Source organism: Bradyrhizobium sp. 1200_D9_N1_1, from assembly GCF_052075915.1.
Taxonomy (GTDB): domain Bacteria; phylum Pseudomonadota; class Alphaproteobacteria; order Rhizobiales; family Xanthobacteraceae; genus Bradyrhizobium; species Bradyrhizobium diazoefficiens.
The window spans coordinates 4079496-4094221 of the sequence record NZ_CP197226.1; the positions used below are offsets into that span (position 1 = coordinate 4079496).

Consider the following 14726-nt stretch of genomic DNA (forward strand, 5'->3'; position numbering starts at 1 on the left):
CCTGCTTTCTCTGCGGTCATGCCGGCCGTCAGCATCCGTTGGTTTCATGGCGTCCAAGCCTCCTTCTCCCGACAAACAGAAGCCCCCCGTGGAAGAGGCGGCCGAGCTCGACAAGCTTGCCCCCACCGCCAAGCCGGACCTCGAAGACGACGAGGACGACGAAGGCGAGGAGGATGACGAGCTGGAGCTCGATGACGACGACGAGGACGAGGACCTCGTCGTCTTTACCGCGCGCGAGGCCGCCGGCGCGCTCGCCACCATCCTGGGTTTCGTCAAGCCCTATCTGGCCAACTACAAGCGGATGCTGTCGTTCGTGGCGTTCGGCGTCGTCGTCGAGACGCTGTTCAACGTCATCATGCCGCTCAGCCTGAAGTTCCTGATCGACGACGCGCTCGGCGAGGAGGATTTCCAGGCGCTGTACAAGATCCTCGGCGTGCTCGCGGCCGCCGGCATCTTCACCTCGATCGTGGCGGTCTGGTATGAGCGCTGGGATGCGCGGCTCGCGGCCTGCATCATCTCCGACGTCCGCAAGCACCTGTTCGAGCACGTCCAGGACCTGCCGGCGGCCTATTTCGGCCGCACCAAGCGCGGCGAGATCCTGTCGCGCTTTTCCGTCGACCTCGCGGCCTTCGAGGGCTCGGTCAAGACCTTCGCCAACAGCGCGGCGCTGCCGTTCCTGGAGTTGTTCGCCGGCATCATCCTGATGGTGTTCCTGAACTGGCAGCTCGCGGTGGTCGCGCTCTTGGTCTTTCCGATCACGCTGATCGGGCCGCGCATGCTCACGCCGAAGGCGGTGCAGGCCAATTACGAGCAGAAGCTCAATGAATCCGCGCTGCTCGGCATGGTGCAGGAGAACGTGGCGGCGCAGGCCGTGATCAAGGCGTTCAGCCTGCAACGCCGGATGTTCGGCTTCTTTACCTTCCGCAACGACGAAACCCGCAACAGGATCGCCTCAGCCGCGTTCCTGTCGACCATGGTGGAGCGGACGGTCACCATCTCGGTGCTGCTCCTGCATCTCGTTGTGCTGGCAATCGGTGCGTATCTGGCGACCAAGGGCCAGATCACCATCGGCACCTTCGTCACCTTCGAGAGCGCGTTCTGGGAGGTCTCCTACAACATCGCCCATGTGATGCATTTCATCCCGGTGTCGATCTCCTCGGCCGCCGCGATCCGGCACATCCAGGAGCTGCTCGACGAGCCGACGCGCGGGGCCGATCGTGCCGGCGCGCCCGATCTGCCGCGCATTACCCACGACATCACCTTCGACCGCGTCACCTTCCAGTACGAAGGCAGCCAGACGCCGGTGCTGGACAATCTCAGCCTCAAGCTCAATGTCGGCAAGAGCATCGCCATCGTCGGCCCCTCGGGCTCCGGCAAGAGCACGCTGCTCAACCTGATCCTGCGGCTCTACGTGCCCGACGAGGGGCGCGTCACCATCGACGGCGTCGACGTCCGCAAGGTGACGCTGGATTCGCTACGCCGGAGCATGGCGGTAGTGTTCCAGGAGAACATGCTGTTCAACATGTCGATCCGCGAGAACATCCGGCTCGGCAAGGAGGGCGCGACCGACGCGGAGGTGGAGGAGGCGGCCAAGAAGGCCGAGATCCATCGCTACATCATGAGCCTGCCGCAACGCTACGACACGCCGGTCGGCGAGCGCGGCGATACTCTGTCGGGCGGCCAGCGCCAGCGCATCGCGATCGCGCGCGCGATCATCCGCAACCCGTCCGTGCTGCTGCTGGACGAAGCCACCTCGGCGCTCGACCAGACCACGGAGGCCGCGATCAACCGCACGCTGCTCAAGGTCGCCAAGGGCCGCACCATGATCTGGTCGACCCACCGCCTGACCTCGGTGGTCGAGATGGACGAGATCATCGTGATTTCAGGGGGCAGGGCGATCGAGCGCGGGTCGCATGCCGAGCTGCTCGCCAGGAACGGTACCTATCGCAAGCTGTGGAACGACCAGATCCACCAGCCGCATGGCGCTGTGGCTCAGGCCGACGACGACAGCGACGATGACGAGGATGAAGACGACCTCGAGGGTGATGAGGACGAGGACGACGAGGAGGAGTGACCGAGGAAGTTCGGCTCCAGATGGAACGCTCCTCCAAGCGGCCGCAGCAGCCCTTGAGCCGACCAGGCGATGAAGCGCGCCCAGCGCTGCGCCGTCCAGTAAGGGCTCGTCGCGATCGAGACTGAGCGGAAGTCGAACGCCTTCGCCGCCGACCATTGATCGCAAGCTTGCTTGACCGGATCGGCGTAGAAGCCGGCGATCTTGGCCGCATTCATCCCGTCGGAGGAAAGCCACTGCGGGATGTAGACGTTGCAGAGCCGCTCGACGTCGGTGAAGACCTTGTCGCAGCCGGTGCCGGCGACGGGGCACGAGGTCGCGAAGGCATCCCCGACCAGCACGATTCCGGGCTGACCGCGAGGGTCGTTCACGTAGAGATCGACCGGGCGGACCTTCAGCTCACCGGGGATGTCGAACGCGCCGGTGATGCGCTTGAGCCGGGGCAGGGTGGCGTCCAGCGTCTCAGCGGGTGCACGGCGCAGCTCGCGCAGCCAGGGATCGTCGAAGCTTCGGTAGACGAACAGATTGGCGCGCATCCGCGTGCCGACCGGAAACAGCGAGATGTAGGGGGTGCGGTCGCTCGGCCGCTCCGAGAAATAGGTCAGCGCCGGGAAGTCGAACGAATTCCGACCTGCCGGCATCACGTCGAACCCGATCGAGATCGAATGGCAGGCGCTGACGACCTTGCGGGCGATGCCGAGCTGGTGGCGCAGGCCGACGTTCAGGCCGTTGGCGAGCACGACCAGGCGGGCCGAGATCGTCTCGCCGTTGGCGAGCGTGATCCTCTGCCGCTCCGGACTGGTCTCGACCGCCAGGGCCTTGACGCAGACGCGCTCGACGGTGGCGGGGATTTCGTCGCGGACGGCGTTGACCAGCGAATCGTAGAGGATGTTGAACTGCCGGCTCGGCGCCTTGTCGAGCAGGCGGCCGAATCGGGCGATCCAGTTCTCACCGGCGAAGGTCGCGCGGCGCAGCACTGATTCTGCGATTCCGGTCTTCAGGAATCGCTCGACTTGCACGTGACCGCTGAGTTTTTCGACTCGAAAGTCCGCCGGATAGCTCTCATGCGGATCGATCAGCACCGTCGAAATGCCGGCGCGGCCGAGCATTGCGGCGGCGGTTGAGCCGGACAATCCCCCGCCGATAATGGCAATGTCGGTGTACCGCATGGCGCCAATCCCCGCCGAAGGCGGCAGTTTGACGCATCAACAGGAAAAAAAGCCTTAGCGCGGGTTATAAAAGTATATTTCACCCGGGCACAAATGGATCTAGGGCTAGCGGAATGGGCTCGTCGTTCCCACATCGTGGAAGCGCGGTGAGGGCGGCAAACGGGCGAATTCCATAGGCGCGAGAAGCGCTTTGTGACTGTCGTTTCGCCTTGACTTGATCGATTCCCACTTATAGAAAGCGCCTCACTTAACGACAGGCGGTGAGCATCGCCAACGTCGGAACGGGCCACCCGTTGATCCCCAAGGATTAGATCCACAAGGGGTCGTTGAAGACGGGCACCAACCTCGACGAATGCCGCTCAAACGCTGTCGATCATAGCTAGGCAATGCCAGTGCGATTCTAGTTCTCTTGAGCTTGTTCTCTTGAGATCGAATTCGGATGCATGACCTCGGTGCGCGGGCCACAGCTTTACGCTGATTGACCCGGAAACTGCGGTCCTCTGTGGCGTCGTAACGCTTTCCGCTCGGTGATGGAGCGGTTGGCGCAATTTCGCTTTGTGCGGATTGTTCCGCGGAAGGCGGGCCCATCGAGCGGGTGGCTCGAAACGAATTTGCGGTTCCGGCAACGGGCCGCGGCAAGACAGCGGGCCCGGAAGGGGCCGCGGCAGAACAAAGGGTAAGGCCAGGATGCCGACGATCAACCAGCTGATCGCTCAACCGCGGGAAGTGCAGAAGTCGCGCAAGAAGGTGCCGGCGCTGCAGCAGTCGCCTCAGAAGCGTGGTGTTTGCACCCGCGTCTACACCACGACCCCGAAGAAGCCGAACTCGGCGCTTCGTAAGGTTGCCAAGGTGCGCCTGACCAACGGCTTCGAGGTGATCGGCTACATCCCCGGCGAGGGCCATAACCTCCAGGAGCACTCGGTGGTCATGATCCGCGGCGGCCGCGTCAAGGACTTGCCCGGCGTGCGCTACCACATCCTCCGCGGCGTTCTGGATACCCAGGGCGTCAAGAACCGTAAGCAGCGTCGTTCGAAGTACGGCGCCAAGCGTCCGAAGTAAGCGGGAACCACGTCCATGTCTCGTCGCCACTCAGCGGAAAAGCGCGAAGTTCTCCCGGATCCGAAGTTCGGGAACATCGTGATCACGAAGTTCATGAACTCGGTGATGTACGCCGGCAAGAAGTCGGTCGCCGAAGGCATCGTCTACGGTGCACTCGGTATCATCGAAACCAAGACCAAGCAGAACCCGCTCGGCGTGTTCGAGCAGGCGCTCGAGAACGTCATGCCGACGATCGAGGTTCGCTCCCGCCGCGTCGGCGGCGCGACCTACCAGGTTCCGGTCGAGGTTCGTTCGACCCGCCGGCAGGCCCTGGGCATTCGCTGGCTGATCTCGGCCGCGCGCGAGCGCAACGAGAAGACGATGACCGAGCGGCTCTCGGCGGAGCTCTTGGACGCATCGAATAACCGGGGGAACGCCGTCAAGAAGCGTGAAGACGTGCACCGGATGGCGGAAGCCAACCGCGCCTTCTCGCACTATCGCTGGTAACGGCGACACACTCGGACTCGCAAGGAACGACCTATGCCCCGCCAACATGCCATCGAGGACTACCGTAATTTCGGTATCATGGCGCATATCGACGCCGGCAAGACCACGACGACCGAGCGCATCCTCTATTACACCGGCAAGAGCCATAAGATCGGCGAAGTGCACGAAGGTGCCGCGACGATGGACTGGATGGAGCAGGAGCAGGAGCGTGGCATCACGATCACCTCGGCTGCGACCACCGCCTTCTGGGCCGGCAAGCGCCTGAACATCATCGACACTCCCGGCCACGTCGACTTCACCATCGAAGTCGAGCGTTCGCTGCGCGTGCTCGACGGCGCCGTTTGCGTGCTGGACTCGAACCAGGGCGTCGAGCCCCAGACCGAGACCGTCTGGCGCCAGGGCGACAAGTACAAGGTTCCGCGCATCGTCTTCGCCAACAAGATGGACAAGACCGGCGCCGACTTCTTCAAGTGTCTGGCCGACATCGTTGACCGCCTCGGCGCCAAGCCGATCGCGATCCAGCTTCCGATCGGTGCCGAGAACAACTTCAAGGGTCTCGTCGACCTCGTGAAGATGAAGGGCATCGTCTGGAACGATGAATCGCTCGGCGCCAAGTTCGACTACGTCGACATCCCGGAAGACCTCGTCGAGCAGGCCAAGGAATACCGCGAGAAGATGGTGGAAGCCGCCGTCGAGCTCGACGACGACGCATTGGCCGCCTTCCTCGACGGCAACGAGCCGGACGAAGCGACCCTGAAGCGCCTGATCCGCAAGGCGGTGCTGACCGGCGCGTTCTATCCCGTGCTGTGCGGCTCGGCCTTCAAGAACAAGGGCGTGCAGCCGCTGCTCGACGCCGTCGTCGACTACCTGCCGTCGCCGATCGACGTGCCCGCGATCAAGGGCACCGACGACCGCGGCAACGAGGTCGTGCGCAAGGCCGACGACAAGGAGCCGCTCGCGCTGCTCGCGTTCAAGATCATGGACGACCCGTTCGTCGGCACCATCACCTTCTGCCGCATCTACTCCGGCATTCTGCAGAGCGGCACCGGCGTCGTGAACTCGACCCGCGAGAAGAAGGAGCGCATCGGGCGCATGCTGCTGATGCATGCGAACAACCGCGAAGACATCAAGGAAGCCTATGCCGGCGACATCGTCGCCCTGGCCGGCCTGAAGGAAGCGCGCACCGGTGACACGCTGTGCGATCCCGACAAGCAGGTGATCCTGGAGAAGATGGAATTCCCCGAGCCGGTCATCGAGATCGCGATCGAGCCGAAGTCCAAGGCCGACCAGGAAAAGCTGGGCGTGGCGCTGGCCAAGCTCGCGGCGGAGGATCCGTCCTTCCGCGTGTCGACCGACCAGGAGTCCGGCCAGACCATCCTCAAGGGCATGGGCGAACTCCATCTCGACATCAAGGTCGACATCCTCAAGCGCACCTACAAGGTCGACGCCAACATCGGCGCGCCGCAGGTTGCTTTCCGTGAGCGCGTCACCAAGAAGGCCGAGGTCAAGTACACCCACAAGAAGCAGACCGGCGGTACCGGTCAGTTCGCGGAAGTGTCGATCGTGGTCGAGCCGAACGAGCCCGGCAAGGGCTATGAGTTCGAGTCCAAGATCGTTGGCGGTGCGGTTCCGAAGGAATACATCCCCGGCGTCGAAAAGGGCCTCAACAGCGTGATGAGCTCGGGTGTCGTTGCGGGCTTCCCCGTGGTCGACGTCAAGGTTCAGCTCGTTGACGGCAAGTACCACGACGTCGACTCGTCGGCGCTCGCCTTCGAAATCGCATCGCGCGCGGCATTCCGCGAAGCCTTGCAGAAGGGCAAGTCCGTGCTGCTCGAGCCGATCATGAAGGTCGAAGTGGTGACCCCGGAAGACTATACCGGCTCGGTCATCGGCGACCTGAATTCCCGGCGCGGTCAGATCCAGGGTCAAGACATGCGCGGCAACGCCAACGTCATCAACGCGATGGTGCCGCTCATGAACATGTTCGGTTACGTGAATAACCTGCGCTCGATGAGCCAGGGTCGCGCAACCTTCACCATGCAGTTCGATCACTACGCAGAAGCGCCGGCCAACGTGTCGGCAGAAGTCCAAAAGAAGTTTGCCTGATTGTCGTCGGTCTCAAGCTGACGATTGAACGGAGAGTCAAATGGCCAAAGCAAAGTTTGAACGTAACAAGCCGCACTGCAACATCGGCACCATCGGTCACGTCGACCATGGCAAGACGTCGCTGACCGCGGCGATCACCAAGATCCTCGCCGAGACCGGCGGTGCGACGTTCACCGCGTACGACCAGATCGACAAGGCGCCGGAAGAGAAGGCGCGCGGCATCACGATCTCGACCGCGCACGTCGAGTACGAGACCAAGAACCGCCACTACGCCCACGTCGACTGCCCCGGCCACGCCGACTACGTGAAGAACATGATCACCGGCGCCGCCCAGATGGACGGTGCGATCCTGGTCGTGTCGGCCGCTGACGGCCCGATGCCGCAGACCCGCGAGCACATCCTGCTCGCCCGCCAGGTCGGCGTGCCCGCGCTCGTCGTGTTCCTCAACAAGTGCGACATGGTCGACGATCCCGAGCTGCTCGAGCTCGTCGAGCTCGAAGTCCGCGAACTGCTCTCGAAGTACGAATTCCCGGGCGACAAGATCCCGATCATCAAGGGCTCGGCGCTCGCCGCTCTCGAAGATTCGGACAAGAAGCTCGGCCACGACGCCATCCTCGAGCTGATGCGCAACGTCGACGAGTACATCCCGCAGCCGGAGCGTCCGATCGACCAGCCGTTCCTGATGCCGGTTGAAGACGTGTTCTCGATCTCGGGCCGCGGCACCGTGGTGACCGGCCGTGTCGAGCGCGGCATCGTCAAGGTCGGCGAGGAAATCGAGATCGTCGGTCTGCGTGCGACCCAGAAGACCACCGTCACCGGCGTCGAAATGTTCCGCAAGCTGCTCGATCAGGGCCAGGCCGGCGACAACATCGGCGCTCTGCTCCGCGGCACCAAGCGCGAGGACGTCGAGCGCGGCCAGGTGCTGGCGAAGCCGGGTTCGGTCAAGCCGCACACCAAGTTCAAGGCTGAGGCCTACATCCTCACCAAGGAAGAGGGCGGTCGCCACACCCCGTTCTTCACCAACTACCGTCCGCAGTTCTACTTCCGCACCACCGACGTGACCGGTGTCGTGCATCTGCCGGAAGGTACCGAGATGGTGATGCCGGGCGACAACATCGCGATGGAAGTGCACCTGATTGTGCCGATCGCGATGGAAGAGAAGCTCCGCTTCGCGATCCGCGAGGGCGGTCGTACCGTCGGCGCCGGCGTCGTCGCCTCGATCATCGAGTAATACGAGAATAGGGATCGGCGAGTAGCGAATGGTGACATTCGCTATTCGCTATTCGCCACCCACTGAAGAGAGACCACGGCAATGAACGGCCAAAACATTCGTATCCGTCTCAAGGCGTTCGACCATCGTATCCTCGATACGTCGACCCGCGAGATCGTGAACACGGCGAAGCGCACCGGCGCGCAGGTCCGCGGACCCATTCCGCTGCCCACCCGCATCGAGAAGTTCACCGTCAACCGTTCGCCCCACGTCGACAAGAAGAGCCGCGAACAGTTCGAGATGCGCACTCACAAGCGCCTGCTCGACATCGTCGATCCGACCCCGCAGACCGTCGATGCTTTGATGAAGCTCGATCTGGCCGCCGGTGTCGACGTCGAGATCAAGCTCTAAGATTTTTGGATCCCGTTCGCGTAAGCGGACAGAAAGAACAGGAAGCAAGCCGATGCGCTCCGGAGTGATCGCACAAAAGGTCGGGATGACGCGGGTCTTCACGGAGGCCGGCGAACATATCCCCGTGACCGTGCTGAAGCTCGGCAATTGCCAGGTCGTAGGCCACCGTACCGAAGAGAAGAACGGTTACGTCGCGCTCCAGCTCGGTTCTGGCAGCCGCAAGACCGTTTACATGCCCAAGGCGGAGCGCGGCCAGTTCGCGGTCGCCAAGGTCGAGCCGAAGCGCCGGGTCGAGGAATTCCGCGTCACCGCGGATGCCATGATCCCGGTCGGCGCCGAGATCCAGGCCGATCATTTCGTCGTCGGCCAGTTCGTCGACGTCACCGGCACCTCGGTCGGTAAGGGCTTCGCCGGCGGCATGAAGCGTTGGAACTTCGGCGGTCTGCGCGCCACGCACGGTGTGTCGATCTCGCACCGTTCGATCGGTTCGACCGGTGGTCGTCAGGATCCCGGCAAGACCTGGAAGAACAAGAAGATGCCCGGCCACATGGGTGTCGACCGCATCACCACGCTCAACCTTCGAGTCGTTCAGCTGGATGTCGAGCGCGGCCTGATCCTCGTCGAAGGCGCCGTTCCCGGCTCCAAGGGCGGCTGGATCCGCGTGCGCGACGCCGTCAAGAAGCCGCTGCCGAAGGAAGCTCCGAAGCCCGGCAAGTTCAAGGTTGCGGGTGGCGAAGCCGAGGCTGCGGCCCAGCAGGAGGGTGCGTGAGATGGAATTGAAGGTCACCACCCTCGAAGGTAAGGAAGCCGGCTCGGTCCAGCTTTCCGACGCCATTTTCGGCCTCGAGCCGCGCCAGGACATCATTGCGCGTTGCGTGCAGTGGCAGCTCAACAAGCGTCAGGCCGGCACCCACAAGGCCAAGGGCCGCGCCGAGATCTGGCGCACCGGCAAGAAGATGTACAAGCAGAAGGGCACCGGCGGTGCTCGTCACGGCTCGGCCCGCGTGCCGCAGTTCCGGGGCGGTGGCCGCGCCTTCGGTCCGGTGGTGCGTTCGCACGCCACCGACCTGCCGAAGAAGGTCCGCGCGCTGGCTCTCAAGCATGCGCTGTCGGCCAAGGCCAAGGACGGTGATCTGCTGGTGATCGACAAGGCCGCGCTGGAAGCCGCCAAGACCAAGGCGCTGCTCGGTCACTTCTCGGGTCTGGGCTTGACCAACGCGCTGATCATCGACGGCGCCGAGCTCAACAACGGCTTTGCCGCCGCGGCTCGCAACATCCCGAACATGGACGTGCTGCCGATCCAGGGCATCAACGTCTATGACATCCTGCGCCGTCAGAAGCTCGTTCTGACCAAGGCCGCCATCGATGCGCTGGAGGCGCGCTTCAAATGACGAAGAACATTGAGCCTCGCCACTACGACGTGATCGTTGCTCCGGTCGTCACCGAAAAGGCGACGCTGGCGTCCGAGCACAACAAGGTCCTGTTCAAGGTGGCCGCGAAGGCGACCAAGCCGCAGATCAAGGAAGCGATCGAGAAGCTGTTCGACGTCAAGGTCAAGAGCGTCAACACGCTGGTCCGCAAGGGCAAGACCAAGGTCTTCCGCGGCAACCTCGGCTCGCAGTCGAACACCAAGCGCGCGATCGTGACCCTCGAAGAGGGTCACCGGATCGACGTCACCACCGGTCTGTAAGGTCGTACGACGATGGCACTGAAGACATTCAATCCCACGACGCCGGGCCAGCGCCAGCTGGTCATGGTCGATCGTTCGGCCCTGTACAAGGGCAAGCCGGTCAAGGCGCTCACCGAAGGCAAGCATTCCTCCGGCGGTCGCAACAATACCGGTCGCATCACCGTGCGCTTCCGCGGCGGCGGTCACAAGCAGACCCTGCGCATCGTCGACTTCAAGCGCGACAAGGTCGATGCGCCCGCGACCGTCGAGCGGCTGGAATACGATCCGAACCGCACTGCGTTCATCGCACTGGTCAAGTACGAAGACGGCACCCAGGCCTATATCCTGGCGCCGCAGCGCCTTGCGGTCGGCGATTCCGTGGTGGCCGGCAACTATGTCGACGTGAAGCCGGGCAACGTCATGCCGCTCGGCAACATGCCGGTCGGCACGATCATCCACAACATCGAGGTCAAGATCGGGAAGGGCGGCCAGCTCGCCCGTTCCGCGGGCACCTACGCCCAGCTCGTCGGTCGCGACCAGGACTACGTCATCATCCGCCTGAACTCGGGTGAGCAGCGCCTGGTGCACGGCCGTTGCCGCGGCACGATCGGCGCGGTGTCGAACCCTGATCACATGAACACCTCGATCGGCAAGGCCGGCCGCAACCGTTGGCTGGGTCGCAAGCCGCACAACCGCGGTGTTTCGATGAACCCGATCGACCATCCGCACGGCGGTGGTGAAGGTCGTACCTCGGGCGGTCGCCACCCGGTTACTCCGTGGGGCAAGCCGACCAAGGGCAAGAAGACCCGCTCCAACAAGTCGACCAACAAATTCATTCTCCTAAGCCGCCACAAGCGGAAGAAGTAAGGAACGCCGGACATGGTTCGTTCAGTCTGGAAAGGCCCGTTCGTCGAGGGTTCTCTGCTCAAGAAGGCAGATGCCGCGCGCGCGTCCGGCCGTCACGACGTCATCAAGATCTGGAGCCGTCGTTCGACGATCCTGCCGCAGTTCGTCGGTCTGACCTTCGGCGTCTACAACGGTCAGAAGCACGTGCCGGTGGCCGTCAACGAGGAAATGGTCGGTCACAAGTTCGGCGAGTTCTCGCCGACCCGGACCTTCCATGGCCACTCCGGTGACAAGAAAGCCAAGAAGGCTTGAGGATTAAACGATGAGCAAACCTAAGCGCGAACGGAGCCTCGCCGAGAACGAGGCCAAGGCGGTCGCCCGGATGCTGCGGGTGAGCCCGCAGAAGCTCAACCTGGTCGCCCAGCTCATTCGCGGCCGGAAGGCGGCTGCTGCGCTCGCCGACCTGCAGTTTTCGCGCAAGCGGATCGCGGTTGACGTGAAGAAGTGCCTGGAATCGGCTATCGCCAATGCCGAGAACAACCACGACCTCGATGTTGACGATCTCGTCGTGGCGCAGGCTTTCGTCGGCAACGGCCTCGTGATGAAGCGCTTTGCCGCCCGCGGCCGTGGCCGCTCGGGCCGTGTCTACAAACCATTTTCGCAGCTGACGATCATTGTTCGTCAGGTCGAAGCCGAAGCAGCAGCGGCTTAAGGGTCGCAGGAGAAAACGATGGGTCAAAAGATCAATCCGATCGGTCTGCGTCTCGGCATCAACCGGACCTGGGATTCCCGCTGGTTCGCCGGCAAGCAGGAATACGGCAAGCTGCTGCACGAGGACGTCAAGATCCGTGAGATCCTGCACAAGGAGCTCAAGCAGGCGGCCGTCGCCCGCATCGTGATCGAGCGTCCGCACAAGAAGTGCCGCGTCACCATCCACTCGGCCCGTCCGGGCGTGGTGATCGGCAAGAAGGGCGCCGACATCGACAAGCTGCGCAAGCGGGTCGCGGACATCACCTCGTCCGATGTCGTCATCAACATCGTCGAGATCCGCAAGCCGGAGCTCGATGCGACGCTGGTGGCCGAGTCGATCGCGCAGCAGCTGGAGCGCCGCGTGGCGTTCCGCCGTGCCATGAAGCGCGCCGTGCAGTCGGCGATGCGTCTCGGCGCGGAAGGCATCCGCATCAACTGCTCGGGACGTCTGGGCGGTGCGGAAATCGCGCGCATGGAGTGGTACCGCGAAGGTCGCGTGCCGCTGCACACGCTGCGCGCCGACATCGACTACGGCGTTGCGACCGCGTTCACGACCTTCGGCACCTGCGGCGTCAAGGTCTGGATCTTCAAGGGCGAGATCCTCGAGCACGATCCGATGGCCCAGGACAAGAGAATGGCCGAAGGCGAGACCGGCGGCGGTGGTGATCGTGGTGGCCGTCAGCGCCGCGACAACGCTGCGGTCTGAGCCAGCACAGGAATTTGAGGGCTTAAAGCCATGATGCAACCTAAGAAAACGAAGTTCCGGAAGGCGCATAAGGGCCGCATCCACGGCGTTGCGTCTTCGGGCGCGACGTTGGCGTTCGGCCAGTACGGCCTGAAGGCGACCGAGCCTGAGCGCGTCACCGCGCGCCAGATCGAAGCCGCTCGCCGCGCGCTGACCCGTCACATGAAGCGCGCCGGCCGCGTCTGGATCCGCGTGTTCCCCGACCTTCCGGTGTCGAAGAAGCCGGCCGAAGTCCGCATGGGTTCCGGCAAGGGTTCGCCGGAACTGTGGGTGGCGCGCGTCAAGCCGGGCCGGGTGCTGTTCGAGATCGACGGCGTCAACACCCAGACGGCGCGTGAGGCGCTGACCCTGGCGGCCGCCAAGCTGCCGATCAAGACGCGCTTCGTCGAGCGCATTGCGGAGTAATGGCCATGGCCCAGATGAAGATCGAAGACATCCGCGCGATGAGCCCCGACCAGCAGGATGACGCCATCCTGAACCTGAAGAAGGAGCGCTTCAACCTGCGCTTCCAGCGCGCCACCGGGCAGCTCGAGAACACCTCGCGCCTGCGCGAGGCTCGCCGCGACATCGCCCGGATCAAGACCGTCGCCGCGCAGACGCGCGCGAAGAAGAAGTAAGAGGCTTACGAAGATGCCGAAACGTACTTTGCAGGGCGTGGTCGTCAGCGACAAGACAGCCAAGACGGTCGTTGTGCGCGTCGATCGCCGCTTCACGCACCCGATCTACAAGAAGACGATCCGCCGTTCGAAGAACTACCACGCGCACGACGAGAACAACGAGTTCAAGCCGGGCGACATGGTTTGGATCGAGGAATCGAAGCCGATTTCGAAGTTGAAGCGCTGGGTCGTGATCCGGGGCGAACACAAGAAAAGCGCCTGATCTGTTGGCTTTAGCCGACTGTCTTCAGGGAAATGTTGAGCGCCGGCTGGGCTGGCGCAAGAGAGAAGAGGACGAGGTGCATCAATGATTCAGATGCAGACCAACCTCGACGTGGCCGACAATTCTGGCGCACGCCGTGTCATGTGTATCAAGGTGCTCGGGGGCTCCAAGCGCCGCTACGCCACGATCGGCGACATCATCGTCGTCTCGATCAAGGAAGCGATTCCGCGTGGCAAGGTGAAGAAGGGCGACGTGATGAAGGCCGTCGTGGTGCGCGTCCGCAAGGACATCCGCCGCGCCGACGGTTCGGTCATCCGCTTCGACCGCAACGCCGCCGTGCTGATCAACAACCAGTCCGAGCCGGTCGGCACCCGTATCTTCGGGCCCGTGCCGCGCGAGCTGCGCGCCAAGAATCACATGAAGATCATTTCCCTCGCGCCGGAGGTGCTGTGATGGCTGCGAAGATCCGCAAGGGCGACAAGGTCGTCGTGCTGACCGGTCGCGACAAGGGTCGCACCGGCGAAGTGTTCGAGGTTCGCCCCGACGCCGGTACGGCGCTCGTGCGCGGCATCAACATGGTCAAGCGTCACCAGAAGCAGACGCAGGCCCAGGAGGGCGGCATCATCTCGAAAGAGGCGCCGATCCAACTGTCCAACATCGCGTATGTCGGCAAGGACGGAAAGCCGACCCGCGTCGGATTCAAGATTCTGGCGGACGGCAAGAAGGTCCGCATCGCCAAGAGCTCGGGAGCTGAGATCGATGGCTGAGGCTGCTTACACGCCGCGCCTGCGCGCGGAATACGATGCGAAGATCCGCACGGCGATGACCGAGAAGTTCGGTTACGAGAACGTCATGCAGGTTCCGCGCCTGGACAAGGTCGTGCTGAACATGGGCGTTGGCGATTCCGTCAACGATCGCAAGAAGGCCGAGACCGCCGCTGCCGAGCTGACCCAGATCGCCGGCCAGAAGGCAATCGTGACCTATTCGCGCATCGCGATCGCGACCTTCAAGCTGCGTGAGAACCAGCCGATCGGCTGTAAGGTCACGCTGCGCAAGGCTCGCATGTACGAGTTCATCGACCGCCTGGTCACGGTCGCGCTGCCGCGCGTCCGCGACTTCCGCGGCCTGAACCCGAAGAGCTTCGACGGCCGCGGCAACTACTCGCTCGGCATCAAGGAGCACATCATTTTCCCCGAGATCGACTTCGACAAGGTCACGGAAGCCCGCGGTATGGACATCACCGTCTGCACCACGGCCAAGACCGACGAAGAGGCGAGGGCCTTGTTGACCGCTTTCAATTTCCCGTTCCGGCAGTGAGACGCTGA

The 14726-nt window shown here is 63.4% G+C and carries 20 protein-coding genes; 19 read left to right on the top strand and 1 reads right to left on the bottom strand.

Annotated elements, in window-relative coordinates:
• The first annotated feature begins 46 nt into the window (after nt 1–46).
• Entirely contained in the window at nt 47–2074 is a 2028-nt protein-coding gene (locus tag AB5K84_RS19525) for an ABC transporter ATP-binding protein (RefSeq protein WP_110116374.1), read from the top strand.
• Here the strand turns inward: AB5K84_RS19525 and AB5K84_RS19530 are convergent.
• Nucleotides 1993–3240 (bottom strand): FAD-dependent oxidoreductase, encoded by a 1248-nt coding sequence (locus AB5K84_RS19530; RefSeq protein ID WP_110116373.1) that lies wholly within the window; start codon nt 3238–3240, stop codon nt 1993–1995. The genes AB5K84_RS19525 and AB5K84_RS19530 overlap by 82 nt on opposite strands.
• Nucleotides 3241–3927: 687 nt before the next feature.
• Here AB5K84_RS19530 and rpsL point away from each other — a divergent pair.
• The 18 genes from rpsL (at nt 3928) to rplE (ending at nt 14718) form a co-directional block, all read left to right on the top strand.
• Nucleotides 3928–4299, top strand: coding sequence for a 30S ribosomal protein S12 (gene rpsL, locus AB5K84_RS19535; protein WP_007603006.1), 372 nt, complete (start codon nt 3928–3930; stop codon nt 4297–4299).
• 15 nt (nt 4300–4314) lie between these two features.
• Entirely contained in the window at nt 4315–4785 is a 471-nt protein-coding gene (rpsG, locus tag AB5K84_RS19540) for a 30S ribosomal protein S7 (RefSeq protein WP_011088154.1), read from the top strand.
• Nucleotides 4786–4818: 33 nt separating this feature from the next.
• Nucleotides 4819–6891 (top strand): elongation factor G, encoded by a 2073-nt coding sequence (fusA, locus tag AB5K84_RS19545; protein WP_110116372.1) that lies wholly within the window; start codon nt 4819–4821, stop codon nt 6889–6891.
• Nucleotides 6892–6931: 40 nt separating this feature from the next.
• Complete coding sequence (gene tuf / locus AB5K84_RS19550; RefSeq protein ID WP_011088152.1) at nt 6932–8122, top strand: elongation factor Tu; 1191 nt, start codon at nt 6932–6934, stop codon at nt 8120–8122.
• A gap of 81 nt (nt 8123–8203) precedes the next feature.
• Nucleotides 8204–8512, top strand: coding sequence for a 30S ribosomal protein S10 (gene rpsJ / locus AB5K84_RS19555; protein ID WP_002712302.1), 309 nt, complete (start codon nt 8204–8206; stop codon nt 8510–8512).
• 52 nt (nt 8513–8564) lie between these two features.
• Nucleotides 8565–9281, top strand: coding sequence for a 50S ribosomal protein L3 (gene rplC, locus AB5K84_RS19560; RefSeq protein ID WP_011088151.1), 717 nt, complete (start codon nt 8565–8567; stop codon nt 9279–9281).
• Between the two features lies 1 nt (nt 9282).
• The gene (rplD, locus tag AB5K84_RS19565; RefSeq protein ID WP_011088150.1) at nt 9283–9903 is read left to right on the top strand and encodes a 50S ribosomal protein L4; all 621 of its coding nucleotides are present in this window, start codon (nt 9283–9285) and stop codon (nt 9901–9903) included.
• The gene (locus AB5K84_RS19570; protein ID WP_011088149.1) at nt 9900–10202 is read left to right on the top strand and encodes a 50S ribosomal protein L23; all 303 of its coding nucleotides are present in this window, start codon (nt 9900–9902) and stop codon (nt 10200–10202) included. Before rplD ends, AB5K84_RS19570 begins: the two co-directional genes overlap by 4 nt.
• A gap of 12 nt (nt 10203–10214) precedes the next feature.
• Nucleotides 10215–11048: a 50S ribosomal protein L2 gene (gene rplB, locus AB5K84_RS19575; RefSeq protein ID WP_011088148.1), complete on the top strand. Its 834-nt coding sequence runs from the start codon at nt 10215–10217 to the stop codon at nt 11046–11048.
• 12 nt (nt 11049–11060) lie between these two features.
• Complete coding sequence (gene rpsS / locus AB5K84_RS19580) at nt 11061–11339, top strand: 30S ribosomal protein S19 (protein WP_008136357.1); 279 nt, start codon at nt 11061–11063, stop codon at nt 11337–11339.
• A gap of 10 nt (nt 11340–11349) precedes the next feature.
• Entirely contained in the window at nt 11350–11739 is a 390-nt protein-coding gene (gene rplV / locus AB5K84_RS19585) for a 50S ribosomal protein L22 (protein WP_011088147.1), read from the top strand.
• 18 nt (nt 11740–11757) lie between these two features.
• Nucleotides 11758–12483 carry a 30S ribosomal protein S3 gene (rpsC, locus tag AB5K84_RS19590; protein ID WP_011088146.1) on the top strand — a complete coding sequence of 242 codons (726 nt, stop codon included), beginning with the start codon at nt 11758–11760 and terminating at the stop codon, nt 12481–12483.
• A 30-nt stretch (nt 12484–12513) separates the two neighbouring features.
• Complete coding sequence (rplP, locus tag AB5K84_RS19595; RefSeq protein WP_008549252.1) at nt 12514–12927, top strand: 50S ribosomal protein L16; 414 nt, start codon at nt 12514–12516, stop codon at nt 12925–12927.
• Nucleotides 12928–12932: 5 nt separating this feature from the next.
• Complete coding sequence (rpmC, locus tag AB5K84_RS19600; protein ID WP_011088144.1) at nt 12933–13139, top strand: 50S ribosomal protein L29; 207 nt, start codon at nt 12933–12935, stop codon at nt 13137–13139.
• Between the two features lie 13 nt (nt 13140–13152).
• Entirely contained in the window at nt 13153–13401 is a 249-nt protein-coding gene (gene rpsQ / locus AB5K84_RS19605; RefSeq protein WP_011088143.1) for a 30S ribosomal protein S17, read from the top strand.
• An 84-nt stretch (nt 13402–13485) separates the two neighbouring features.
• Nucleotides 13486–13854 carry a 50S ribosomal protein L14 gene (rplN, locus tag AB5K84_RS19610; protein ID WP_007603030.1) on the top strand — a complete coding sequence of 123 codons (369 nt, stop codon included), beginning with the start codon at nt 13486–13488 and terminating at the stop codon, nt 13852–13854.
• Nucleotides 13854–14168: a 50S ribosomal protein L24 gene (gene rplX, locus AB5K84_RS19615; protein WP_011088142.1), complete on the top strand. Its 315-nt coding sequence runs from the start codon at nt 13854–13856 to the stop codon at nt 14166–14168. The genes rplN and rplX overlap by 1 nt, the downstream gene beginning before the upstream one ends.
• Nucleotides 14161–14718 (top strand): 50S ribosomal protein L5, encoded by a 558-nt coding sequence (rplE, locus tag AB5K84_RS19620; protein WP_011088141.1) that lies wholly within the window; start codon nt 14161–14163, stop codon nt 14716–14718. Before rplX ends, rplE begins: the two co-directional genes overlap by 8 nt.
• Nucleotides 14719–14726: the final 8 nt, after the last annotated feature.

Excerpts from the sequence above, each read along its gene's own strand:
- rplP (WP_008549252.1), top strand. The coding sequence starts at position 12,514 with ATGATGCAACCTAAGAAAACGAAGTTCCGGAAGGCGCATAAGGGCCGC.
- rpsQ (WP_011088143.1), top strand. The coding sequence starts at position 13,153 with ATGCCGAAACGTACTTTGCAGGGCGTGGTCGTCAGCGACAAGACAGCC.
- AB5K84_RS19530 (WP_110116373.1), bottom strand. The coding sequence starts at position 3,240 with ATGCGGTACACCGACATTGCCATTATCGGCGGGGGATTGTCCGGCTCA.
- tuf (WP_011088152.1), top strand. The coding sequence starts at position 6,932 with ATGGCCAAAGCAAAGTTTGAACGTAACAAGCCGCACTGCAACATCGGC.
- rplC (WP_011088151.1), top strand. The coding sequence starts at position 8,565 with ATGCGCTCCGGAGTGATCGCACAAAAGGTCGGGATGACGCGGGTCTTC.
- fusA (WP_110116372.1), top strand. The coding sequence starts at position 4,819 with ATGCCCCGCCAACATGCCATCGAGGACTACCGTAATTTCGGTATCATG.
- rpsC (WP_011088146.1), top strand. The coding sequence starts at position 11,758 with ATGGGTCAAAAGATCAATCCGATCGGTCTGCGTCTCGGCATCAACCGG.
- rpmC (WP_011088144.1), top strand. The coding sequence starts at position 12,933 with ATGGCCCAGATGAAGATCGAAGACATCCGCGCGATGAGCCCCGACCAG.
- rplV (WP_011088147.1), top strand. The coding sequence starts at position 11,350 with ATGAGCAAACCTAAGCGCGAACGGAGCCTCGCCGAGAACGAGGCCAAG.
- rplX (WP_011088142.1), top strand. The coding sequence starts at position 13,854 with ATGGCTGCGAAGATCCGCAAGGGCGACAAGGTCGTCGTGCTGACCGGT.
- rplD (WP_011088150.1), top strand. The coding sequence starts at position 9,283 with ATGGAATTGAAGGTCACCACCCTCGAAGGTAAGGAAGCCGGCTCGGTC.
- rpsS (WP_008136357.1), top strand. The coding sequence starts at position 11,061 with ATGGTTCGTTCAGTCTGGAAAGGCCCGTTCGTCGAGGGTTCTCTGCTC.
- rpsJ (WP_002712302.1), top strand. The coding sequence starts at position 8,204 with ATGAACGGCCAAAACATTCGTATCCGTCTCAAGGCGTTCGACCATCGT.
- AB5K84_RS19525 (WP_110116374.1), top strand. The coding sequence starts at position 47 with ATGGCGTCCAAGCCTCCTTCTCCCGACAAACAGAAGCCCCCCGTGGAA.
- AB5K84_RS19570 (WP_011088149.1), top strand. The coding sequence starts at position 9,900 with ATGACGAAGAACATTGAGCCTCGCCACTACGACGTGATCGTTGCTCCG.
- rpsL (WP_007603006.1), top strand. The coding sequence starts at position 3,928 with ATGCCGACGATCAACCAGCTGATCGCTCAACCGCGGGAAGTGCAGAAG.
- rplN (WP_007603030.1), top strand. The coding sequence starts at position 13,486 with ATGATTCAGATGCAGACCAACCTCGACGTGGCCGACAATTCTGGCGCA.
- rplE (WP_011088141.1), top strand. The coding sequence starts at position 14,161 with ATGGCTGAGGCTGCTTACACGCCGCGCCTGCGCGCGGAATACGATGCG.
- rplB (WP_011088148.1), top strand. The coding sequence starts at position 10,215 with ATGGCACTGAAGACATTCAATCCCACGACGCCGGGCCAGCGCCAGCTG.
- rpsG (WP_011088154.1), top strand. The coding sequence starts at position 4,315 with ATGTCTCGTCGCCACTCAGCGGAAAAGCGCGAAGTTCTCCCGGATCCG.